The organism is Streptococcus sanguinis (genome assembly GCF_050234405.1).
Lineage (GTDB): Bacteria > Bacillota > Bacilli > Lactobacillales > Streptococcaceae > Streptococcus > Streptococcus sanguinis_W.
In genome coordinates this window covers 1,719,307-1,743,101 of record NZ_CP092117.1, presented here as the reverse complement: position 1 = coordinate 1,743,101, position 23,795 = coordinate 1,719,307, and the positions used below count along the sequence as shown (strand labels likewise).

General features: G+C 44.8%; 22 protein-coding genes. 21 read left to right on the top strand and 1 reads right to left on the bottom strand.

What is annotated here, in order from left to right; translation table 11 throughout:
* Positions 1 to 13: 13 nt before the first annotated feature.
* Positions 14 to 2,284 carry an ATP-dependent Clp protease ATP-binding subunit gene (locus MFP28_RS08435; RefSeq protein ID WP_002907037.1) on the bottom strand — a complete coding sequence of 757 codons (2,271 nt, stop codon included), beginning with the start codon at positions 2,282 to 2,284 and terminating at the stop codon, positions 14 to 16.
* Between the two features lie 249 nt (positions 2,285 to 2,533).
* Between MFP28_RS08435 and MFP28_RS08430 the strand changes: the two genes are divergently transcribed.
* From MFP28_RS08430 to recR, 21 genes are all read left to right on the top strand, one after another.
* Complete coding sequence (locus MFP28_RS08430; protein WP_002896146.1) at positions 2,534 to 2,764, top strand: DUF1797 family protein; 231 nt, start codon at positions 2,534 to 2,536, stop codon at positions 2,762 to 2,764.
* A 198-nt stretch (positions 2,765 to 2,962) separates the two neighbouring features.
* Positions 2,963 to 3,817 (top strand): bifunctional methylenetetrahydrofolate dehydrogenase/methenyltetrahydrofolate cyclohydrolase, encoded by an 855-nt coding sequence (locus MFP28_RS08425; RefSeq protein WP_002907036.1) that lies wholly within the window; start codon positions 2,963 to 2,965, stop codon positions 3,815 to 3,817.
* Positions 3,814 to 4,587: an HAD hydrolase family protein gene (locus MFP28_RS08420; protein WP_002907035.1), complete on the top strand. Its 774-nt coding sequence runs from the start codon at positions 3,814 to 3,816 to the stop codon at positions 4,585 to 4,587. Before MFP28_RS08425 ends, MFP28_RS08420 begins: the two co-directional genes overlap by 4 nt.
* A gap of 94 nt (positions 4,588 to 4,681) precedes the next feature.
* Entirely contained in the window at positions 4,682 to 5,524 is an 843-nt protein-coding gene (locus MFP28_RS08415; RefSeq protein WP_002907034.1) for an NAD(P)H-hydrate dehydratase, read from the top strand.
* The gene (locus MFP28_RS08410) at positions 5,500 to 5,736 is read left to right on the top strand and encodes a hypothetical protein (RefSeq protein WP_002896141.1); all 237 of its coding nucleotides are present in this window, start codon (positions 5,500 to 5,502) and stop codon (positions 5,734 to 5,736) included. Before MFP28_RS08415 ends, MFP28_RS08410 begins: the two co-directional genes overlap by 25 nt.
* Positions 5,681 to 7,021 carry an exodeoxyribonuclease VII large subunit gene (gene xseA, locus MFP28_RS08405; RefSeq protein ID WP_002907033.1) on the top strand — a complete coding sequence of 447 codons (1,341 nt, stop codon included), beginning with the start codon at positions 5,681 to 5,683 and terminating at the stop codon, positions 7,019 to 7,021. Before MFP28_RS08410 ends, xseA begins: the two co-directional genes overlap by 56 nt.
* Positions 6,999 to 7,211 carry an exodeoxyribonuclease VII small subunit gene (locus MFP28_RS08400; RefSeq protein ID WP_002896137.1) on the top strand — a complete coding sequence of 71 codons (213 nt, stop codon included), beginning with the start codon at positions 6,999 to 7,001 and terminating at the stop codon, positions 7,209 to 7,211. The genes xseA and MFP28_RS08400 overlap by 23 nt, the downstream gene beginning before the upstream one ends.
* Entirely contained in the window at positions 7,208 to 8,083 is an 876-nt protein-coding gene (locus MFP28_RS08395; RefSeq protein WP_002907032.1) for a polyprenyl synthetase family protein, read from the top strand. Before MFP28_RS08400 ends, MFP28_RS08395 begins: the two co-directional genes overlap by 4 nt.
* The gene (locus MFP28_RS08390; RefSeq protein ID WP_002907031.1) at positions 8,076 to 8,891 is read left to right on the top strand and encodes a TlyA family RNA methyltransferase; all 816 of its coding nucleotides are present in this window, start codon (positions 8,076 to 8,078) and stop codon (positions 8,889 to 8,891) included. The genes MFP28_RS08395 and MFP28_RS08390 overlap by 8 nt, the downstream gene beginning before the upstream one ends.
* Complete coding sequence (locus MFP28_RS08385) at positions 8,884 to 9,315, top strand: arginine repressor (protein ID WP_002902614.1); 432 nt, start codon at positions 8,884 to 8,886, stop codon at positions 9,313 to 9,315. Before MFP28_RS08390 ends, MFP28_RS08385 begins: the two co-directional genes overlap by 8 nt.
* 8 nt (positions 9,316 to 9,323) lie before the next feature.
* Positions 9,324 to 10,982 (top strand): DNA repair protein RecN, encoded by a 1,659-nt coding sequence (gene recN, locus MFP28_RS08380; RefSeq protein WP_002900883.1) that lies wholly within the window; start codon positions 9,324 to 9,326, stop codon positions 10,980 to 10,982.
* A gap of 52 nt (positions 10,983 to 11,034) precedes the next feature.
* The gene (locus tag MFP28_RS08375) at positions 11,035 to 11,763 is read left to right on the top strand and encodes a metallophosphoesterase (protein WP_002907030.1); all 729 of its coding nucleotides are present in this window, start codon (positions 11,035 to 11,037) and stop codon (positions 11,761 to 11,763) included.
* Positions 11,764 to 12,046: 283 nt separating this feature from the next.
* Positions 12,047 to 12,880 (top strand): DegV family protein, encoded by an 834-nt coding sequence (locus MFP28_RS08370; protein ID WP_002907029.1) that lies wholly within the window; start codon positions 12,047 to 12,049, stop codon positions 12,878 to 12,880.
* Between the two features lie 112 nt (positions 12,881 to 12,992).
* Positions 12,993 to 13,268 (top strand): HU family DNA-binding protein, encoded by a 276-nt coding sequence (locus MFP28_RS08365; protein WP_002896125.1) that lies wholly within the window; start codon positions 12,993 to 12,995, stop codon positions 13,266 to 13,268.
* Positions 13,269 to 13,600: 332 nt separating this feature from the next.
* Positions 13,601 to 17,440 carry an LPXTG-anchored SHIRT domain periscope protein gene (locus tag MFP28_RS08360; RefSeq protein WP_002907028.1) on the top strand — a complete coding sequence of 1,280 codons (3,840 nt, stop codon included), beginning with the start codon at positions 13,601 to 13,603 and terminating at the stop codon, positions 17,438 to 17,440.
* Positions 17,441 to 17,659: 219 nt separating this feature from the next.
* The gene (locus MFP28_RS08355; RefSeq protein ID WP_002907026.1) at positions 17,660 to 17,980 is read left to right on the top strand and encodes a hypothetical protein; all 321 of its coding nucleotides are present in this window, start codon (positions 17,660 to 17,662) and stop codon (positions 17,978 to 17,980) included.
* A gap of 206 nt (positions 17,981 to 18,186) precedes the next feature.
* A complete protein-coding gene (locus MFP28_RS08350; protein ID WP_002907025.1) occupies positions 18,187 to 18,630 on the top strand; it encodes a Fur family transcriptional regulator in 444 nt (147 codons plus the stop codon).
* Between the two features lie 466 nt (positions 18,631 to 19,096).
* The gene (locus MFP28_RS08345) at positions 19,097 to 19,843 is read left to right on the top strand and encodes a hypothetical protein (RefSeq protein ID WP_002907024.1); all 747 of its coding nucleotides are present in this window, start codon (positions 19,097 to 19,099) and stop codon (positions 19,841 to 19,843) included.
* Between the two features lie 149 nt (positions 19,844 to 19,992).
* The gene (locus tag MFP28_RS08340) at positions 19,993 to 20,685 is read left to right on the top strand and encodes a phosphoglycerate mutase (protein ID WP_002900876.1); all 693 of its coding nucleotides are present in this window, start codon (positions 19,993 to 19,995) and stop codon (positions 20,683 to 20,685) included.
* A gap of 209 nt (positions 20,686 to 20,894) precedes the next feature.
* On the top strand, positions 20,895 to 22,961 hold the full coding sequence (pbp2b, locus tag MFP28_RS08335; protein ID WP_002907023.1) for a penicillin-binding protein PBP2B: 2,067 nt from the start codon (positions 20,895 to 20,897) through the stop codon (positions 22,959 to 22,961).
* Between the two features lie 103 nt (positions 22,962 to 23,064).
* On the top strand, positions 23,065 to 23,661 hold the full coding sequence (recR, locus tag MFP28_RS08330; RefSeq protein WP_002900872.1) for a recombination mediator RecR: 597 nt from the start codon (positions 23,065 to 23,067) through the stop codon (positions 23,659 to 23,661).
* The last annotated feature ends 134 nt before the right edge of the window (positions 23,662 to 23,795 follow it).

Here is a 23,795-nt window from a genome sequence, read left to right as displayed (position 1 = left end):
ATTTTGTCGAAAATTATTTTTCTTCTTGTGATGAATTAACGGACTCTGTGCTTTCAGTTTTCTTGGCTGACTTGATGAGAATCTTACCATTGCTGGTCATGACAGCTTTAAGCTCTTTTTCGCTTGGATTTTCCAAATAAAAGTCAGTAATAGCATCTTCGATATGGTCCTGAATGGTACGGCGCAGTGGGCGAGCGCCCATTTTTGGATCGTAGCCCAGGTCAACCAATTTTTCCTTGACCTTCTCCGTAACATCCAGATGAATGTCATTGGTTGCCAAACGTTGATTAACATCGTCCAGCATAAGGTTGACGATTTGCAGCAGATTGTCCTTGCTGAGCGCCTGGAATTCGATAATGCCGTCAAAACGGTTCATAAACTCAGGACTGAAGAAATTGCCCAATTCACCTAAGACGGAGTTGGTGCGGCCTTCACGCGCTGCCCCAAAGCCAACGCTGGCTTCAGCTTTGCCAGTTCCAGCATTGGATGTCATGATGATAATGGTGTCCTTGAAGCTGACAGTTCGGCCTTGGCCATCAGTCAGGCGACCATCATCTAGAACCTGCAGGAACATGTGCATAACATCAGGATGGGCTTTTTCTACCTCATCCAGCAGAATGAGTGAGTAGGGATTGCGGCGGACGCGCTCAGTCAATTGACCAGCCTCATCATAGCCGACATAGCCCGGAGGGGCACCGACCAGCTTGGCCACGCTGTGTTTCTCCATATATTCACTCATATCAAAGCGAATCATGCTGTCAGCCGAACCAAAGAGCTCAATGGCTAGTTGCTTAGACAGCTCAGTCTTACCGACACCAGTTGGTCCGACAAAGAGGAAGCTGCCGATTGGGCGATTAGGACTTCCTAGTCCGACTCGGTTGCGGCGGATGGCCTTGGCAATCTTATCCACAGCATCGTCTTGGCCGATGACATGAGCCTTTAGGTCGCTGGCGAGATTGACTAGTTGAGACTGTTCCTTTTCTTTGAGATCGCCAACTGGGATATTGGTCTTTTGCTCCACGATGTGCTCAATCGTTTTCTCGCTGATAATCGGAGTATCCTTATCTAGCACACTTGTCTGTTGGAGTTCCTTGTACTTGGCAATCTGGTCGCGGAAGTAAGCCGCCTTCTCGAAGTCTTCGTCGCGGGTTGCCTGAGCCTTGAGGTTTTCGGCCTCAATCAGACGTTGGTCAATGACCTTGGGATCAACGAAGTTGAGGGTCAGATTCATCTTAGAACCAGCCTCATCCAAAAGGTCAATAGCCTTGTCTGGTAGGAAGCGGTCTTGGATGTAGCGGTTGGAGAGAAGGGCAGCAGCTTCAATAGCCGCATCTGTGTACTTGACATGATGGTAGTCTTCGTATTTTTTCTGAATCCCTTTGAGGATGGTAATGGTTTCTTCAACCGTCGGCTCGTCTACCTTAACGGGCTGCATACGGCGCTCCAGCGCAGCATCCTTCTCGATGATACGGTATTCATTGAGAGTGGTTGCTCCGACCATCTGGAGTTCTCCGCGAGCCAGAGCTGGTTTGAGGATGTTCCCAGCGTCCATATTGCCATCGCCAGCAGAGCCTGCTCCGACAATTTCATGGATTTCATCAATGAAGAGAATGACATCCTGACGAGAACGAATCTCATCAATGAGCTTCTGCATTCTCTCCTCAAATTGGCCACGGATACCAGTTCCCTGTACTAAGCTGACAACGTCTAGGCGGATAACTTCCTTGCCTTGGAGTTTATGAGGCACATCACCATCGACAATTTTCTGGGCCAGACCTTCCACCACGGCAGTTTTTCCGACTCCTGGCTCTCCTATGAGAACAGGATTGTTTTTGGTGCGGCGGTTGAGGATTTCAATGACACGGACGATTTCTTCATCACGGCCAATAACAGGATCAATCTCGCCTTGGCGAGCCAATTCAGTCACATTGATACCATATTCTTCCAGCAAACCTTTTGGTTTTTGCGGAGCTGGCTGAGGCTGGCCTCCCTTGCTGGGATTGGAACCGTAGCCGCCACTGCCTCCATAGGCTCCGCCAGATTGGGTAGGAGGAGTAGTTGGTTCCTGAGGCTGTTGAAAATTGCTGAGGCTATTGAAGAAGTCATCGATAGGATCTGTTCCGTGATTGTTGGCATTAGCAATTCCACCGAACAAGGAATGTTCGGGGTCTGTTTTCATGATTTGGTAGCAGTTTTGGCACAAATCCACCTGCTGTTTATGGCCATTTACATTGGTATAAAGGTGAATCGTAGATTCATTGATTTTACAATTTTGACAAAGCATGCAGATACCTCTTTTCTTTTAGTGTGCAAGCTATTTATAGAAATAATTAAAGGTCAAAAATAGTCAAAGTTTTATAGTTTCATTATATCAGTATTCTCGAACTTTGCAAGAATTTACTACAAAATCCTCCCTTAGACCGAGCAGAATGAAAACAAATTCTTGAAAAATTACAAAAAATTGGCTTTTAGTGGTATTTCGGTCGCTATTTATGGTAAAATAAGAGGGAACTAAGTAAATAGGAGAAACAAAATGGAATCACATTTAGTTAGAATTATCAACCGCTTAGAAGCTATGGCTAAGGATGGCGGAAATTTGAAACGTAATTTTGAGCGTGAAGGAGTTGTTGTAGCAGAAGTAGCTTACAGTTACGATGAAGAAAACGGCTCTGTATTCACCTTGCGTGATGTCGCAGCGCGTGAAACCTATACTTTCGACAGCATCGATTTGATTGCAATGGAAATTTATGAATTACTCTACTAAAAAGCACTTAGCTGCTTTTTATTTTTACCCTTTTTATCTTATTTTAAAAGAGATAGAAATGATTCAGTAGGGCTGAAAATTTTACCACTAGCTGCCAATGAATCCCTACCTTATAACCTTATATAAGAAAAAGTTATAGGCTGGGCACAAATTTTTTTGGTATAATGAAAAAGATAATGAAAAAGAAATGAGAATGACATGGCGCAGATTATTGATGGTAGAGGTTTGGCAGAGAAGCTTCAGAAAAAATTAGCCGAAAAAACGGCTCGCCTCAAAGAAAAGACAGGTCAGGTACCGGGCTTGGTAGTGATTCTAGTGGGAAATAATCCAGCCAGTCAAATCTACGTGCGTAATAAAGAGCGCTCAGCCTTGGCTGCTGGCTTTCGGAGTAAGGTAGAACGTCTGCCAGAAGAAACTAGCCAAGAAGAGCTCTTGAGCTTGATTGAAACTTATAATCAAAATCCTGATTGGCATGGCATTTTGGTCCAGCTGCCCTTGCCTGAGCATATCGATGATGAAGCTGTGCTGCTGGCTATTGATCCAGACAAGGATGTTGATGGCTTTCATCCCCTTAATATGGGCAAGCTATGGAGCGGCCATCCGGTTATGATTCCGGCTACTCCTGCAGGCATTATGGCAATGTTCCATGAATATGGCATTGAACTGGAAGGCAAGCGAGCGGTCGTCATCGGGCGGAGTAATATTGTCGGTAAGCCCATGGCTCAGCTCCTTTTAGCTAAGAATGCGACGGTAACTCTGACACATTCGCGGACCCACAATCTAGCCAAGACTGCTAAGCGGGCAGATATTTTGGTGGTGGCTATCGGACGTGGACATTTTGTGACCAAGGACTTTGTCAAGGAAGGGGCTGTCGTCATTGACGTCGGTATGAACCGAGATGAAAATGGCAAGCTGATTGGCGATGTTAAGTTTGATGAAGTGTCTGAACTTGCCAGCCTGATTACCCCTGTACCTGGAGGCGTTGGGCCTATGACTATTACCATGCTGATGGAGCAGACCTACCAGGCCTTTAAACGGAGTCTTGAATCATGAAATTTGTTTTTGATTTGGATGGGACCTTGTCCTTTGATTATATGACGATTGATGAGGAGATTAAGCAGGTCCTGCTGACGGCTCCTCAGTTTGGGCATGAAGTTCTGTTTGCTTCGGCGCGTTCCTATCGAGATTGTCTGGGACTATTAGGTCCGGAATTGAGTCAGCAGATAGTGATTGGCCTGAACGGCGGAGTAGCTTATCAGAATGGACAGCTGATGTTTGAGCGTCAGCTGCATCAGTCGAGTTATCAAGCCATTCTAGATACTTGTTTGACCTATAATTTGCCTTTTTTCGTTGATAATACTTTTGACTACAGCGGCCAGATTTTAGAAAAAATCCCTTTTATTGCCAGTGTAGATCCTCTCAAGCGGGCAAGACGGCTGGAACTGACTGAACTCCAGCATCCTATTAAGGTCGTTATTTACATGGGGAATCATGAGCAGCTCTTAGATGATGTACAGGCTCGTTTTGCAAGCTTGCCTAATCTAAGTCTAGACTATCATGAGCATGAGAAATGTTTTTATGTCAATCCGGCTGAAACCAATAAAGCTTCAACTGTAAAGGAACTCTGCGGTTCGGATTATGTAGCTTTTGGTAATGATCAAAATGATATCCAGCTCTTTAAGAATTCTCTCTACGCTGTGCAGGTTGGTGATTTCCCAGGCTTGAGCGATTATGCGGATGAGCAGGTCGCTTTTCAGGAAAATTTACCCAAGGCAGTTGCAGCAAGAATCTTACAAAAATTTGCAGATTTTCGGGAAAAATAACTTTCTTATGATACGGGGCATCTGTTTAGGTGCCTTTTGGTGTATAATGAAGATAGGTTTGAAGTGCAGGATAAAGTTGGTCTAGGAGAATATCATGGTAAAAAATGCTGAAAATGTTTTAAAAAGGGTCATTAGGGAACGTCCCTTGGATAGTCACAAGGGCGACTACGGCCGTCTCTTATTGATTGGGGGGACCTATCCTTATGGGGGCGCCATTATCATGGCAGCTTTGGCAGCAGTCAATAGTGGGGCCGGTCTGGTGACTGTTGCTACAGACAGAGAAAATATCGCCCCTCTGCACAGTCATTTACCAGAGGCTATGGCCTTTGACATAGAGGAGCAAGACCGATTGACAGAGCAGTTGGCTAAATCAGATCTAGTCTTGATTGGTCCAGGCCTAGCAGAGAATCAACTAGGTCTAGATATCCTACAAAAGGTAGTACAGACTGTGGCAGAACAGCAGATACTAATAATGGATGGCGGAGCCATTTCTCTCTTTAGCAAAGCAGCTTTGCCATTTCCAAAATCCCAAACAGTTTTTACTCCTCACCAAAAGGAGTGGGAAGGCTTATCGGGTTTGAGCTTGTCAGATCAGACAGCAGCAGCCAATCAGGCGGCGGTCAATCAGCTGCCTCTAGGCAGTATTGTCGTGCAGAAAAAGCATGGAACGACCATCTATCAAAGCGGACAAGAGCAGGTCTTTGAGCTGACAGTAGGCGGAGCTTATCAGGCAACTGGCGGCATGGGGGATACGCTGGCTGGTATGATTGCTGCTTTTGCTGGACAGTTCAAGTCAAGCAGTCTCTTTGAGCGAGTGGCGGCTGCAACCCTTCTTCATTCCCTTATCGCTGATAAATTGGGTCAGGAAGCTTATGTCGTCCTACCAACGGCAATCAGCAGAGCTATTCCAAGGTGGATGAAGGAGATGAGTCAGTAGACTTTTTCTTAGGTTTTAAGTCAGCTGGGTTTCTTTTGTGGAAGCCCAGTTTTTTTCTAGCTTTTCAGGGGATTTTTAGACTTTGTAATCGGTTTTTTATGCAGTTTTTTGTTATAATAAAAGTTACGGAAAAACTAGAAATGAAAGGAAAAGGACATGCCAGAGTATTTGTCGGTTTCGACCTTGACCAAGTATCTGAAGATGAAGTTTGAGCGGGATCCTTATTTGGAGCGGGTCTATCTGACTGGCCAAGTGTCCAATTTCCGCCGGCGTCCTAATCATCAGTATTTTTCATTGAAAGATGAGAAGGCCGTCATTCAGGTCACGATTTGGTCTGGTGTCTACCAGAAGCTAGGCTTTGAGCTGGAAGAAGGCATGAAAATCAATGTCATCGGCCGGGTGCAGCTCTATGAGCCGAGCGGTTCCTATTCTATTATCATTGAAAAGGCAGAGCCGGATGGTATCGGTGCCTTGGCTATCCAGTTTGAACAGCTCAAGAAAAAACTGGGAGAAGAAGGGCTTTTTCAAGATAAATTCAAGCAAGCCTTGCCCCAATTTCCTAAGAAAATCGGTGTTGTAACCAGTCCCAGCGGAGCGGTCATTCGGGATATTATCACGACGGTCAGCCGTCGCTTTCCGGGAGTGGAGATTGTCCTTTATCCGACAAAAGTGCAGGGAGTTGGGGCTGCAGCTCAGGTTGCTGACCACATTAGACTGGCCAATGAGCGGTCCGATTTGGATGTGCTGATTATTGGTCGAGGCGGCGGTTCTATCGAAGATCTCTGGGCTTTCAACGAAGAGGAAACAGTTCGGGCTATTTTTGAGTCTCGGATTCCTGTTATTTCTAGTGTCGGCCATGAGACAGATACGACTTTGGCGGACTTTGTAGCAGATCGCAGGGCTGCGACTCCGACAGCTGCGGCTGAGCTAGCAACACCGGTCACCAAGCTGGACCTGCTGGGACATTTGCAGCAGCAGGAAAACCGCATGTCACGAGCGATGTCCAATCGCCTGACCTATTATCGCGAGCGCCTGAATAAGCTAACCCAGTCGGTTATCTTCCGACAGCCAGAGCGGCTTTACGATGGCCATCTGCAGAAGTTAGACCAGCTCAACCTGCAACTTAAGCAAAAAATTCGCGAATATTATAGTGAAGAGCAACAGCGGGTCAAAATCTTACAGCATCGTTTGGAGGCATTGAATCCGCTCAGTCGCGTTCAGCGTTTTCAAGAGCAGACTGCCCAGCTGGAGCGTTTGCTGCGCAGCAACATGGCGGTCATTTATGATAACAAGGTGGCTCAAGTCAGGAGATTGTCTGAGGCCTTGCTTATGCTGGATACCAGTCGAATCGTGGCGCGTGGCTATGCTATTGTCCAAAAGAATCAAAAGGTTGTCGAATCAAGTGCATGCATTGAAGAAAAAGATGAGCTGACCCTGCTTATGCGGGATGGGCAGCTGGAAGTAGAGGTAAAACATGTCCAAAGAAAAGAAATTTGAAGAAAACTTAGCAGACTTGGAAGTCATTGTCCAAAAGCTGGAAAATGGTGATGTAGCACTGGAAGAGGCGATTGCGGAATTTCAAAAGGGAATGAAGCTTTCAAAGGAACTCCAGGCTAGTCTAGACAAGGCAGAAAAGACCTTAGTTAAGGTCATGCAGGCAGACGGCACAGAAACGGAAATGGAATGACAAGAAACGAGAAACTGGAAAAGATTGGTCTGATGATTGCGGATTTTTATAAATCTCAGCAAGTGTCGTCGGATTTATCAGAAGTTATTTTGTACTCGGTGCAGGCAGGCGGCAAGCGGATTCGTCCCTTACTGCTATTGGAATTGATTCAAGCTTTTGATCTTGAGCTGACTGAGGCTCACTATCAGGTCGCCTCTGCTCTTGAGATGATTCACACTGGCAGCCTTATCCATGATGATTTGCCGGCTATGGATGATGACGACTATCGTCGCGGTCGCTTGACTAGCCATAAGAAGTTTGGAGAGGATATGGCTATTTTAGCGGGCGATTCTCTCTTTTTGGACCCCTATGGACTATTGGCAAGGGCCGAGCTGCCTAGTCAGGTCAAGGTGGACTTGATTTCTGAGTTGTCTCTGGCGGCAGGGAGCTTCGGTATGGTCGCAGGACAAGTGCTGGACATGCAAGGCGAAGGCCAAGCAATTAGTTTAGAAGATTTAAAAACCATCCATGCCAATAAGACTGGTAAGCTACTGACCTATCCTTTTGTCGCAGCTGGTTTGATTGCGGAGGTCGAGTATTTTGTTCAGGACAAACTTCGTAGGATTGGAGAGCTCTTAGGGCTGGCCTTTCAAGTGCGGGATGATATTTTGGATGTGACAGCCAGCTTTGAAGAGCTGGGTAAAACCCCGCAGAAAGATTTAGCTGCGGCCAAGTCGACTTATCCAGCTTTTCTGGGACTGGACGGAGCTAAGAACTTTTTCAATCAGACCCTTGATGAAGCTGTGGACATTCTGACAGGCTTGGAAGAAAAGACAGAGTTTTCAGGCGGAGAAATTCAAAAGATAATAGAAAGTTTGAGATTGAATGGCTAAGGAAAGAGTGGATGTGCTGGCCTACAGACAAGGGCTTTTTGAGACAAGAGAGCAGGCTAAGCGTGGTGTAATGGCTGGACTGGTCATTGCTGCGGCCAATGGCCAGCGCTTTGACAAGCCGGGTGAAAAGATTGACACGGCCACAGAGCTGCGCTTAAAAGGTGAGAAACTCAGATATGTCAGCCGAGGCGGCCTCAAGCTAGAAAAGGCTTTGCAAGTCTTTGATATTTCGGTCACTGACCGAGTGACCTTGGATATCGGAGCTTCAACCGGCGGTTTTACAGATGTCATGCTGCAATACGGAGCTAAGCTGGTCTATGCGGTAGATGTAGGAACCAATCAACTGGCTTGGAAGCTCAGACAGGATGAGCGGGTTGTCAGCATGGAGCAGTATAATTTTCGCTATGCCCAAAGGACTGACTTTGAGCAGGAGCCGAGCTTTGCCAGTATTGACGTCAGCTTTATATCGCTGAGTTTGATTTTGCCGGCTCTGCATGAGATTTTGGCTCGGGATGGCCAAGTGGTTGCATTGATCAAGCCCCAGTTCGAAGCGGGCCGCGAGCAGATTGGGAAAAAAGGAATTGTCAAGGATAAAAAGGTCCATCTGGCAGTTCTGGAAAAGGTCATAGCATTTATGATGGAAGCTGGATTTTCTGTTAGGGGACTGGATTTTTCGCCTATTCAGGGAGGTCAGGGCAATGTGGAATTTCTGGCCTATTTAGAAAAGAGCACAGAGCCGCAGTCTCTTGATTCAGCTATGATGATAGCTGTCGTAGAGGCAGCACACAAGGAATTTAAGGATGAATAAGAAGGATAGATTAGAAAAGATTAGACGCTTTGTCAGTGACTATGACATTGGCACACAGGAGGAAATTGTAGAATATCTCAGGGAATCTGGGATTACAGCGACGCAGGCTACGGTCTCTAGGGATATCAAGGAGCTGGGGATTGTTAAGATACCGCTCAAGGATAACACCTATATCTACGAGCTGCCTAAGACCATGACCAGCAGTCTGGGCTTGGCTGAAAATAACGTCCTGTCCTGTCAGGTCTTGGGAAATATGATCAATCTCAGTCTGGTGCCGGGGAGCACAGCACTGGTCAAGCGCCATCTTAGAAATGAATTTGCTGAAGATATTTTCAGTATCTTGGCAGACAACGACAGTATTTTGATGGTTATGATGACAGAGGAAGCAGCTGCAAGGGTTGCAACCATCATTCACCATTGGTAGGAAAGCCTATGTTATTAGAAATTTCGATTAAAAATTTTGCCATTATTGAGGAGATTTCCCTTAATTTTGAGCAAGGTATGACCGTGTTGACCGGGGAAACCGGAGCTGGCAAGTCTATTATTATTGATGCGATGAACATGATGCTGGGCAGCCGTGCTACGACGGATGTTATTCGTCATGGGGCACCCAAAGCCGAGATAGAGGGACTTTTTTCGCTGGAAAATAGCAGAGCTTTGCGAGAGATTTTTGAGGAGCAGGGCTGGGAGTTGACCGACGAGCTGATTATCCGTCGAGAAATTCTGCAAAACGGCCGCAGTGTCAGCCGTATCAATGGCCAGATGGTTAATTTGTCTGTTCTAAAGGCTGTTGGCCAGCACTTGGTGGATATCCATGGTCAGCATGATCAGGAAGAACTGATGAGACCCCAGCTTCATATTGCCATGCTAGATGAGTTCGGAACAGCAGACTTTTTGCATCTCAAAGGCCGCTATCAGGAAACCTTTGACCGCTATCGAAGCCTACGCAAGCAAGTCCTGACTTTGCAGAAAAATCAGCAGGAGCATAAGGCCAGAATTGAGATGCTGGAGTTTCAGATGGCGGAGATTGAGAGCGCAGCCCTCAAAAGTGGTGAAGATACTGCCCTACATCAGGAACGAGATCGTCTGCTCAACCACAAGCTTATTGCCGATACGCTGACGAACGCCTATACCATGCTGGATAATGAAGACTTTTCCAGTCTGACCAATGTCCGCTCAGCTATGAATGATCTTGAGTCTATTGAAGATTACGATCCAGCCTACAAGGAGCTTTCCGGCAGTTTGTCGGAGACTTATTATGTCTTGGAAGATGTCAGCAAGCGCTTAGAGGATATTTTAGATGGACTGGACTTTGACGGAGATCGGCTGCTGCAGGTGGAGAGTCGCCTAGACTTGATTAACAGCATCACACGTAAATACGGCGGCCAAGTAGATGATGTGCTAGATTACTTTGCTCAGATTTCTAAAGAATACAGCCTTTTAACTGGAAGTAACTTGTCCTCAGAGGATATGGACCGAGAGCTGAAGGCCTTGGAGAGAGAGCTGGTAGAGCTGGCCCAGGAGCTGAGTCAGGCTCGTCATGGCCTAGCAGCCCAGCTGGAAGCAGAAATCAAGCAAGAGTTGCAGGACCTCTACATGGAAAAGGCGCGCTTTAAAGTGCAGTTCAGTAAGGGCAAGTTCAACCGTGAAGGCAATGAGCAAGTAGAGTTCTACATCTCAGCCAATCCGGGCGAGGATTTCAAACCTCTGGTGAAGGTTGCGTCTGGTGGCGAGCTCTCCCGTCTCATGTTGGCTATCAAGTCGGCCTTTTCTCGTAAGGAAGGCAAGACCAGCATTGTCTTTGATGAAGTGGATACGGGCGTTTCTGGCCGAGTGGCCCAAGCTATTGCTCAGAAGATTCACAAGATTGGCTCCAATGGCCAAGTCTTGGCAATTTCCCATCTTCCGCAGGTCATTGCGATTGCCGATTATCAGTTCTTTATTGAGAAGATTTCGGATGAGAATTCGACCGTCTCAACGGTTCGCCTGCTGACGGCTGACGAGCGTGTTCAGGAAGTCGCTAAGATGCTGGCTGGTGAAGATGTGACGGAGGCTGCTTTGACTCAAGCCAGAGAATTATTAAAAAAATAAACAAGCGAGGCTGAGACACTAGTGTTTCGGTCTCCTTTAGGAGGTGGCGCATATGACAGAATATTTTACAATCGGTGATGTCCATGGTAAGGCTAGTATGCTAGATGAGCTGCTCCAGCACTGGGACGGTCGCAGCCAACTAGTCTTTCTAGGCGACTTGATCGATCGAGGCGAGGACAGCCGAGCAGTTTTGGAGCGGGTCAAGAATTTAGTAGATCAGAAAGGAGCTGTTTGTCTGTCTGGCAATCATGAGTATATGTTTCTGACCTGGCTGGACAATCCTGAAAAGTCTTATGACCACTACCGGCGTAATGGCGGAGATACGACGATTAATTCGCTTTTAGGTCGACCTCTCAATGCTCCTGTAGATGGAGTAGCAGACGCGGAACGTGTCAAGACGGAGGCGGCCAATTTAGTAGATTTTATTCGCCAGATGCCTTTCCTATTGGAGACGGAACAGTACATTTTTGTTCATGCTGGTCTAGATTTGGAGCTGAAAGACTGGCGAGAGACCAGTGATTATCAAAAAGTTTGGATTCGCGCTCCTTTTCACGAAGGCAGTAATCAGACTGGCAAAACGATTGTCTTTGGCCATACACCGACATTTTACCTCTTGCATGAGGCACCGGGAACTGATCAGCTATGGATGACTGAGGATGGCAAGATTGGCATGGATGGCGGAGCTGTCTATGGCGGAGTCCTCCACGGAGTTCTCTTTGGCCATAATGGCATCATAGAGCAGTATGCCATAAAAAATGATGGTTTTGTAGCTGAAGACTGAAAAAAGATTGGATTTTCCCAATCTTTTTTTGCTGAGTTTCTCTTTGAAAACCAGCTTTTTCCCAAAATTTTCCCCAATAAAGCTAAAAAAGCTGCATGTAAACACTTTTTCATCTAATTTTAAAGAAGCGCAAAAGGATTAAAAATCTAAAACAGGCAGATTAAATTTAGGAAACGCTTGGCCTGAGCTGTGATTTTAGCGAATATTCCCCCACAAAACCATAAAAATTTGGTATAATGTAGTGTAATAACAAGTTAAAATTTAGATACAGAGTAGGAAATCTATGACAAAAATAAAAATCGTAACTGACTCATCCGTAACCATTGAACCGGAGGTTGCTAAGGAATTAGACATTACAATTGTGCCTCTCTCTGTTATGGTGGACGGGGTGGTCTATTCGGATGCAGACCTAGAGGAAGGTGAGTTCCTTCGTCTTATGCAGTCTAGTCGCAATCTTCCTAAAACCAGCCAGCCGCCCGTCGGAGTCTTTGCTGATGTTTTTGAGCACTTGGCAGGGGATGGAGCGCAGATTATCTCCATTCACATGTCTCACGCCTTGTCAGGGACTGTCGAAGCAGCCCGTCAAGGAGCGACTTTGGCTAATGCTGATGTGACGGTTGTTGACAGCTCTTTTACTGATCAGGCTATGAAGTTCCAAGTCACCGAAGCAGCTAAACTGGCCAAGGAAGGAGCTAGCCTGGAGGAGATTTTAGCTAAAATTGAGGAAGTAAAGGAAAAGACAGAGCTCTATATCGGTCTCTCTACCTTAGAAAATCTGGTTAAAGGGGGCCGTATAGGCCGAGTTTCTGGTCTGATTAGCTCCCTGCTCAATATCCGAGTTATCATGCAAATGAAGGACCATCAGCTGGAGCCCATTGTCAAGGGAAGGGGCGCTAAGACTTTTAAGAAATGGCTGGATGATTTGACAGTAAGTCTGCAAAACAAGCAAGTGGCTGAAATTGGAATTTCCTATGCAGGCAGTCCAGAATTGGCGCTAGAAATGAAGGAAAGTTTACAGCCGTATGTCAAGAAACCTATTTCAGTGCTGGAAACAGGGTCTATTATTCAGACGCATACTGGGGAAAATGCTTGGGCTGTGCTGATTCGTTACGAATAAAACCATAATAATTTAGAAAATAGCGGTTTAGTACTTGACCTGAATGCTTTTTTTAGATATGATAATATTTGTTAGGGTTATTAACCCAGAAAAAATTTGGAGGATTTGTTAAATGGCTAACAAACAAGATTTGATCGCAAAAGTAGCAGAAGCTACAGAATTGACTAAAAAAGATTCAGCAGCAGCAGTTGACGCTGTATTCGCAGCTGTAACTGAGTACCTTTCAAAAGGTGAAAAAGTTCAACTTATCGGTTTTGGTAACTTTGAAGTTCGTGAGCGTGCAGCACGTAAAGGTCGCAACCCTCAAACTGGTAAAGAAATCAAAATCGCAGCTTCTAAGGTACCAGCTTTCAAAGCAGGTAAAGCTCTTAAAGACGCTGTAAAATAATTTTGATTAATAAAGCCTGATACACTTGCCTCTGGCGAGTATGTCAGGTTTTTCTTTTTGCTCTCAATTCTTGAGCTCAATAAAATATTTAGGTGCTTCTAGAAAGTTGATTTATGAACTTTCTTGGAGTTTTTATTTTGCAGTAAAGTGAAGGAAATTGTCTCTAATCAAAAGAGAATGATAAAGGACAAACATTTTTAAAGACTTAAAATAAAAAGTTTAAAATTTTAGCAAAAGTGCTTTTAAATCATAGGTGTTTATGATAAAATGAAGGGAACATTTCTTTTTGTGTAATGATTGCGAGATCATTGAAAAAGTTTAGGAGGTAAGAAATGAAATGGAAACCACTTCAGGGCTCACTGCGCCCTGTTAATCCTTATGGCAGCAAATTTCGCCTGCTGATGGGATTGTTTGTCGTGCTTTTTTCAATCTTTCTACTCCCCATGCAGACCTTGTCTGCCTTGGAGGAGCTGAAGGATGGAACGGATTTGTCCAAGTTGAATATTCATAAGTTTGATTTGAATGTTAACAATGTCAGTGTTCTTTCTAAGTCAGAGGCGATTGAACAGGTTCATTTGACTAATCCAAATTATGAGTATCTGGGAGCAGTTTATCCTGGAGAAATGGAAAATTTCACCATCAAAGTAGACAAGTCTCAAAAAGCAGATCAGGTCTTTAATAAGCCGCTTTCTCTTAAGTTCTCTAATGTTGGAACGGCTTATGGAAAACAAGTAGATGCCTATCTGACTTTTAATAAGGTAACACTCCACTATCTGAACTCATCTACAGCAGAAGCTCAGATGAATGATGCTCAAAAAAATGCAGTTGAATTTTTCTCTATTTCAGAGTTGTGGGAGAGAAGCGCTTTTGAGATTGGGAATATCCCATATGTGGATGCTGCCCATAATAACATTATGAACAAAGCTTTCTGGGTGGAGGCTGATGTTACAGCAGAGCTACGTTATGCGGATGGTTCGGATACAGATTTGAAGTTGGTTATGAAACCGACAGACATTGATGTGGTTGACGGCTTTGGTCTAAAAGAGTCTTTCTATATTAATGATTATAAAAATGCTGTTGATAAGCGCTTGATGAACAATGCCAATGCTTTGAATCAAACAGATCAGAGCGGTCGGACAATTTGGGAAGCGACGACTTCAACTAGCGGTGCTGCTAATGAAAACAACATCTCTGGTTTGGCCGTTCGTTCTGCAGATAACACATTGAATTTCGGTTATTTATCAACAGAAGCTTGTTCGGCAGTCTTTGGCCTTTATATTGAAAAAGTTGATCCCAAGCCAGTCTTAGAAGTGGATCCAGTTAAGATTCCAGCTAAGGAAGGTCAAGAGGTGACTTATAAGGGAACCTTCAAGATTCCAGTTCCTGGTAAGGATATTTTGGCTACCCCGACTACTATTGAGATGACTGAAACCTTTGACGAGCGTCTGGATTACAAGGAGCTCAAGGTTGAGGCTGGCGGTAATGCCTTGCAGGAAGGTCGTGATTACACGATTGAAAAGAAAGGCCAGACTGTTACGGTCAAGATGACACCGGAGTATGTTAAAGCAAATTCTTCTCAGGATATTGTCATTACCTACAAGACTGCAACCAATCAAAAGGTAGCAGAAAAGGGTGCTGCAACGATTGAAAATACAGTGACTTTAAAAGTAGACAATCTTTCAGCACCATCTAATCAAGTTACTACTGACTTGCTCTATGAAAAGAAACACGAATTTGTCAGTGGCACTGCTGGTAAGGAACTCCCGCAGGAAATCAAAGACCTAACACCAGAAACAGAAAAGAATCTGGAGAATGGTACTAAGACCACCCCGACACAACCGGCTAAAACGGAAGTGCAGACCGCTGATGGCACTTGGACCTTCAAGTCTTACGACAAGGCAGAAGAGACTATCACCGGAGCAGATGCGCACTTTGTTGGCACTTGGGACTTTACTCCAGCGCCAATCTATAAGGCAACTCACGAGTTCGTTAGTGGCACAGCAGGTAAAGAACTTCCACAAGCAGTGAAAGACTTGCTTCCAGCCGACAAGCCTGACTTGGCAGATGGCACGAAAGCCACTCCAACCCAGCCATCGAAGACAGAAGTGAAGACCGCTGATGGTACATGGACCTTCAAGTCTTACGACAAAACAGAAGAGACCATCAATGGAGCAGATGCGCACTTTGTTGGCACTTGGGACTTTACTCCAGCTCCAACCTATAAGGCAACTCACGAGTTCGTCAGTGGTACAGCAGGTAAAGAACTGCCACAAGCATTGAGGGATTTACTTCCAAGCGATAAATCTGATTTGGCAGATGGCACCAAGGCTACTCCAACACAACCAGTCAAGACGGAAGTGAAGACCGCTGATGGCACTTGGATCTTCAAGTCTTACGATAAGGCTGAAGAAACTATCAATGGAGCGGACGCTCACTTCGTCGGCACTTGGGACTTTACTCCAGCGCCAACCTATAAGGCTACTCACGAATTCGTTAGTGGCACAGCAGGTAAAGAACTGCCACAAGCATTGAGGGATTTACTTCCAGCCGATAAGCCTGATTTGGCAAATGGCACTAAGGCAACTCCAACCCAGCCATCTAGTACAGAAGTGAAAACCGCCGACGGTACATGGACCTTTAAGTCTTACGACAAGACAGAAGAGACTATCAACGGAGCGGACGCTCACTTTGTTGGTACATGGGAATTCACAGCAACTCCGTCATCAACTTATAAGGCTGTGCATGAGTTCGTCAGCGGTACAGCAGGTAAGGAATTGCCACAAGAAGTGAAAGCTTTGCTTCCAAGAGATAAATCTGATTTGGAAGACGGTAGCAAGACCACTCCAACCCAGCCAGTCAAGACAGAAGTTGAAACATCTGATGGCACATGGAGCTTCCAGTCATATGACAAGAACGAAGCAACCATTAATGGTGCAGACGCTAAATTTGTTGGAACTTGGACGTTTGCAGCGAAGCCTAGCCCAGCACCAACTTACAAGGCTACACATGAATTTGTCAGCGGCACAGCAGGTAAGGAATTACCGCAAGAAGTGAAAGCTTTGCTTCCAAGTGATAAACCTGATTTAGCCGACGGCACTAAGACCACTCCAACACAACCAGTGAAGACAGAAGTTGAAACATCTGATGGCACCTGGAGTTTCCAGTCATATGACAAGAACGAAGTAACCATTAATGGTGCAGATGCTAAATTTGTTGGAACTTGGAAGTTTGTGGCAAAACCTAGCCCAGCACCAACTTACAAGGCTACATATGAATTTGTCAGCGGTACAGTAGGTAAAGAACTGCCACAAGAAGTGAAATCCTTGCTTCCAAGCGATAAATCTGATTTGGCCGACGGCACTAAGACCACTCCAACGCAACCAGTGAAGACAGAAGTTGAAACATCTGATGGCAGCTGGAGCTTCCACTCATATGACAAGAACGAAGCAACCATTAATGGTGCAGATGCCAAATTTGTTGGAACTTGGACGTTTGTGGCAAAATCTAGTCCGGTACCAACTTACAAGGTGACCCACGAATTCGTTAGTGGCTCAGCAAGTAAGGAATTGCCTCAGGAAGTGAGATCCTTGCTTCCAGCCGACAAGCCTGATTTGGCAGATGGCACTAAGGCCATTCCAACACAGCTAGTCAAGACAGAAGTGAAGACCGCCGACGGCACTTGGACCTTCAAGTCATACGATAAGAACGAAGAGACCATCAATGGAGCGGATGCGCACTTTGTCGGTACTTGGACTTTTGCAGCTGACTCAACTACGCTTACTGGCAGTGTGATCTGGATTGACAATGATAACGGTGCAGGTCGCCGACCACAGAGTGTCCTTGTTCACTTACTTGCAGATGGACAGGATACAGGCATCAGCGTAACTGTTGATGAGGCAATGGGCTGGAAATACAGCTTTGAAAACCTGCCTCGCTTCAAGGATGGAAAAGAAATCGTCTATAGTGTCCGCGAGGACGAAGTGGAAGGTTACAGCAATCAAGCTGAAGGTATGAATGTAACCAATCGCTTGCTTGTAGATGCTCAAGTTAAAGAGATTGGCAAGAAACGAATTCTGCCTAAGACTGGCCAAGATACATCTATCTGGATGCTGATTCTTGGATTCTTGACTCTTGGAGGAGCAGTTGGCTTGACCAAACGCCAGCGTGACTAAGATTAAGCGTTAGTAAAAAGCTTTGAAAATCTAGAATATATGAAAAGTCTGTTATCTCAACTTTTGTTGGGAATAGCAGGCTTTTTATTTTTCAAGGAAAGATAAGCAATTATAAGCAGTCAAATGCTTGAATTTTTCATAAAATTAAAAATAAGTTTGTATTTTTCTAGTAAATATGGTAAATTATTTTAGTAAAAAATTATACAAAGGAGACTGTTGATGAGGACAAAAACATTAGCACTCGTAAATGGACTTGTTGGACTTATTGGTGGTATTATTCTACTTTTGTGGCCTTTCTTCATTTGGGTTATTTATTTTATGCTAGGTGTATTTGACATCCTGAAAATTGCAATCCTAGCTTTGGGAATTGCTGGTATTGTCTACAATAAGGATGACAATCGTGTGGGACCAGCAGGCTCTATCTTGATGATTGTAGGTGGAATTTTTACCTTTAATGACTTCTTGGGCTGGATTGGTGCTATTCTTTCTATCATAGGCGGTTCCCTTTATTTAGCAAGCTTGAAGAGATTCCAAGCATAGAGCGAGGATTGAAAAAAATACTAGTTTAAAGCTTGCATTGCCTTAAATGGATAAGCAATCATGCAGAAGCAGGATGATGAACTTTGGTTAGTTCTGTCCTGCTTTTTTCTTTTTAGCTTATTTACAATCATTCTTAATAGCCAAGTAAGCCTAGTCATGGTATAATGGTAATGACTTAGATGAGAGGCTATATAACGGAGTAAATAATGAAACAAGAACATCAGCATGACTTTGACCAAGTAATTGGCCATTTGCGCGCCAAGGGTGTGCGCATTACAGAAACGCGGAAGGCGGTAATTGACTATATTATCCAAAGTCACGACCATCCTAGCGCTGAAATGATATATCAGGACTTGAAGCCCAATTTTCCTAATATGAGTCTGGCAACAGTCTATAATAATCTCAAGGTTCTGATTGATGAGGGTTTTGTCGCTGAGCTCAAGGTTCGCAATGATACGACAATCTACTTTGACTTTATGGGCCATCAGCATCTCAATGTCATCTGTGAAAAATGCGGCCGTATCGCTGATATGGAGCTGGAACTTCCGGATGTGAAGCATGAGGCTGAAGTGCAAACTGGCTACCACATCACCCAAAGTCAAACGACTGTCTATGGTCTATGCCCCCAATGCCAGCAGGAGGCGGTGTGACTGCGAGGATGATTAGCAGCTTTTTGGAGTCTAAAGACGAACAAGGTTGTGACTCGCTTCGCAAATTCAATCTGCAACTTCAAAGCAGTACTTGAGCAATCAGCTACTGCGTCAAGATTCTATTTCTAATAAAAAGAAAGGCTAGAATTTATGTCTCTTAGCCTTTTTTTATGTGTTTTAGCAAGGCATGTTCGTAGGATATCATCTGAGTTTATAGACGCTGACACCTAGTCAAGTACAGCACTTAGCAAGATCAGATATTTTAAGTACAACCCCTTATATACTTATGCTATTATTTTACAGGTCGATTCTCTTTTGATATAATGAAAGCAGAATAAAGCCTTGTACAAAGAGATTCAAAGAGTTCTGAAGGATTTACAATATAGGTAAATTCGTCATAAGTCTGTAGTATCGAAATCTTTAAGGGGTATTACTTTGTGGGTGGGTTTGATTTTTAGGAGGTCTTATGTTCTGGTGGAGAAAGAAATGGCTGGATGAATTGCCAGACGGCGAAGAATCTCCTTTTTTTGAATGCCGTCATCTTCTTTTTGAGGATGAGGCGGGCTATCCTATTTGTCCTTCCTGCGGTCAACTCATAAAAGAGAATTTTCCTAAGAAAGGCGCGGACAAAGCACGTCTGCACCTGATACGGGAGAAGATGCAGCGAGTATGGAGCGTAAGATTTGGAAGGGAATTTTTAGCAGCTTTGTTTGTGATACCAGCTATTTTTCTTCCAGAATTTTTAAGCCGTTGGATTTTAACCACTGGAGATTACGGCTTTTCTAGCTTTTTCATTGCTAGCCGTCATACGCCTACAATGATTAGCTTCACTTATGAAGGCTATATTCCTTTATTCATCTTTTTTATGGGCAAAGAACGCTTTAAACGTTTCTCTACTTTTTCTTTAGGATTTGAGCGTTTTCATAAAATCCTTTATTCTTGGCCTGTTCGGCTTGTTACTTTTATCGCTGTTATTTGCTTTATTAACATTATTATGCCAAAGATTTATGGGGTTGAAGGAGATGTCTTTATAGGTAAACATAGCCAGCTAACTCCGGCCCAGCATGCTAAAGGTGTAGAACTTTTCATTTTTGTCAATATGCTCTCTATCTGGATTGTGTCTGGCTTACTGCTTATTTATCAGTTGATAGACAGGCGGCGGACTTGGTGGCTTAAGGAAGCCAACGAGGTTTATCTATCTGGTGGGTGTTAGGGCAAAGGTTTCTGCTCGGAAATACAAAAGCGCTTTCTTGTTGAAAAAGGTCTGATTTGACGAAATAGGCTAGCTTTTTAGGCGAAAATTTTGTAAAATAGAATAGATAAACGGGGGTTTCCTCGGAAAATAAAAGGAGAATCCATCTAATGGTAAAATTAGTTTTTGCTCGCCACGGTGAGTCTGAATGGAACAAAGCGAACCTTTTCACTGGTTGGGCTGATGTTGACTTGTCTGAAAAAGGTACTCAGCAAGCAATCGACGCTGGTAAACTGATTAAGGAAGCTGGTATCGAGTTTGACCAAGCTTACACTTCAGTATTGAAGCGTGCGATTAAGACAACTAACCTTGCTTTGGAAGCGTCTGATCAGCTTTGGGTACCAGTTGAAAAATCATGGCGTTTGAACGAGCGTCACTATGGCGGTCTGACTGGTAAAAATAAGGCAGAAGCAGCTGAGCAATTTGGTGATGAGCAAGTGCATATCTGGCGTCGTTCATACGATGTATTGCCTCCAAACATGGATCGCGATGATGAGCACTCAGCACACACTGACCGTCGTTATGCTTCACTTGACGACTCAGTAATTCCAGATGCTGAAAACTTGAAAGTTACTTTGGAACGTGCCCTTCCATTCTGGGAAGACAAGATTGCTCCAGCTTTGAAAGATGGCAAAAATGTCTTTGTAGGTGCACACGGTAACTCTATCCGTGCTCTTGTGAAGCACATCAAACAATTGTCTGACGATGAAATCATGGATGTGGAAATTCCAAACTTCCCACCATTGGTATTCGAATTTGACGAAAAATTGAATGTAGTAAAAGAATACTACCTTGGAAAATAAGCTTAAAGGAATCTGAGATTATTCTCAGGTTCTTTGCTTTTCCAGAGAGGAAGGACAAGGATTGTTAGAAGCCTAGCTAGCAAGTCTTGTCTGTTCAGTGGTTTGACGGACTTCCTCTTAACTCGTCCACATTTTCAGATTTTCTATCAGTTTTGAAACATTCATTGAGCTGGATTTATGGTAAAATAAAGGTCAGAACTTTTACTAGAATGAGAGAGAAAATGGCAAGGAAGAAGAGAAAATTTGACAGTCATTCCATCACCAGAAGGCTTTATCTGCTGTTTGGAATCGTGATGTTTTTGTTTTTAGCCTTGATTGCCCGTCTGGGCTATATGCAGGTGGTCAATCAGGACTTTTATACGGATAAGTTGGCCAAGGCCAGCAAGACCAAGATTACCACTAGCTCAGTGCGTGGGCAGATTTATGATGCTACTGGCAAGCCCCTGGTGGAAAATACGACCAAGCAGGTGGTGACCTATACACGGGATAATCGTCTGACGGCTGGAGAGATTCGAGCGACAGCTCAAAAGCTCCTGACCTATGTCGGTGTCAGCGATACAGAGGTGACAGACCGCCAAGAGGTGGACTATTATTTGGCGGACAGCGCAGTCTATCAGGAAGTAGTGGAAAAGCTACCCAAGGATAAGAAATTTGATACAGATGGCAACCGCTTGCCTGAGTCCAAAATCTATAAGGCGGCAGCTGAGAGCATTGACCCTAAGCAGCTGGGCTATACGGATGAGGAAAAGAAGGCCATTGTTCTCTTTAGTCAGATGAATGCAATTTCCAACTTTGCGACGGGGACCATCCAGACAGATCCGCTGACAACAGAGCAAGTGGCTGTACTGGCTTCTAGCAGCAAGGAGTTGCCAGGTATCAGTGTCTCAACGGGCTGGGACCGTAAGGTCTTGGATACCTCGCTGGCTTCCATCGTGGGTAATATCTCGACGGAAAAGACTGGACTTCCGGCTGAAGAAGTGGATGATTACCTGAAAAAAGGCTACTCCCTCAATGACCGGGTGGGGACCTCCTATCTAGAAAAGCAGTATGAGTCAGTCTTGCAAGGCAAGCGAGCTGAGAAGGAGATTCATCTGGACAAAAATGGTAATATGGAGAGTGTGGAAAATATCTCTGACGGCAGCAAGGGCGACAATCTCAAGCTGACGGTGGATTTGAGCTTCCAGCAGGGAGTGGAGGACATTCTCAAAAATGCCTTTAATGCAGAGTTGGCTAGTGGCAATGCGACTTACTCTGAGGGCGTCTATGCCGTAGCTATGGATCCCAATACCGGCGCCGTCTTGGCCATGGCAGGCATCCGGCATGATCTAGAAACAGGAGAAAGCTCAGTCGATGCTCTGGGGACCATGACCAATGTCTTTGTTCCGGGATCTGTTGTCAAGGCTGCAACTCTGACCTCGGGCTGGGAGAATAATGCCATTAGCGGCAACCAAGTCCTGACAGACCAGCCGATTAGCTTTGGCGGTACAGACAGTATCACGTCTTGGTTTACCCAGTATGGTTCACGTGCTATCACAGCCCAAGAGGCTTTGGAATACTCTTCCAATACCTATATGGTGCAGGTGGCGCTGAAGATGATGGGAACGCCTTACTCAGCGGATATGAAGCTAGATTTTGATGAGCTAGATCCGTCCATGAAAAAGCTACGGTCGACTTTTGCAGAATATGGTCTAGGCACTTCGACAGGGATTGATTTGCCAAATGAGTCCACAGGCTATCTTCCAGACAAGTTTACCTTTGCTAACTATCTGACCAATTCGTTCGGCCAGTTTGACAATTATACAACGCTTCAGCTGGCCCAGTATGCCTCAACAGTAGCTAATAACGGCAAGCGTGTGGCTCCGCATATCGTTGAAGGCATTTACGGTAACAGTGACCAAGGAGGACTCGGTGATTTGGTGCAGAAAATTGACACCAAGGAGCTGAACCAGGTTAATATCTCTGACGAGGATATGAGCATTATCAAGCAAGGCTTCTATCAAGTGGTTCATGGCAGCAGTGGCTTTACGACTGGTCGAACCATTTCCCAGGGAGAGAGCGTGCCAATCAGTGCCAAGACTGGTACGGCTGAGACCTTTGTGGACAAGGGCAAGAAAGAAGCCATCAATACCAATGTCGTGTCCTATGCACCAAGTGAGAAACCGCAGATTGCGGTGGCGGTGGTGTTCCCTCACAATACGGACCTATCTTCTACTGTCAGCCACAGTATCACTCGTGATATTATCAATCTATACAATCAACAACACCCTATGAATTAGTGCTCAATGAAAATCATCAGCAAACATAGAAAGCTAATGCAGTCAGTGCTCAAGTAGAGCAATCTGGTTTGAGGAGATTTTTTGAGAATAGAGAAAGGATTTTATGCTTTACCCAACCCCTATTGCCAAGCTGATTGACAGTTTTTCAAAGCTGCCCGGCATTGGCGTCAAAACAGCCACTAGACTGGCTTTTTACACTATTGGCATGAGTGATGACGATGTCAATGAATTTGCCAAGAATCTGCTGGCTGCTAAGCGTGAGCTGAGCTACTGCTCTGTCTGTGGCAACCTGACGGACGAAGACCCTTGTGCTATCTGTCAAGACCAGTCGCGCGATCAATCGACTATTTTGATTGTTGAGGACAGCCGGGATGTGTCAGCCATGGAAAATATCCAGGAATACCACGGACTTTATCATGTCTTGCACGGCTTGATTTCACCTATGAACGGTGTTGGACCGGATGATATCAATCTCAAAAGCCTGATTACTCGTCTAATGGATAGTGAGGTGACGGAGGTCATCGTCGCGACCAATGCGACTGCGGATGGCGAAGCGACTTCCATGTATATTTCACGTGTCTTGAAACCTGCTGGGATTAAGGTGACTCGCCTAGCGCGTGGCTTAGCTGTTGGCTCCGACATTGAGTATGCGGATGAGGTTACGCTGATTCGCGCTATCGAAAATCGGACGGAATTATAAACATCAAGGATTTTTCTGGCTCTAGCTGGCTGGAAGAGTCCTTTTTTCTATTCAAAAATGCTGGGAATTGTGATATACTAAAACGAACTGATACAGAAGCTCCTGCTTAGAAGAATCGACTAGCTAGGTAGATG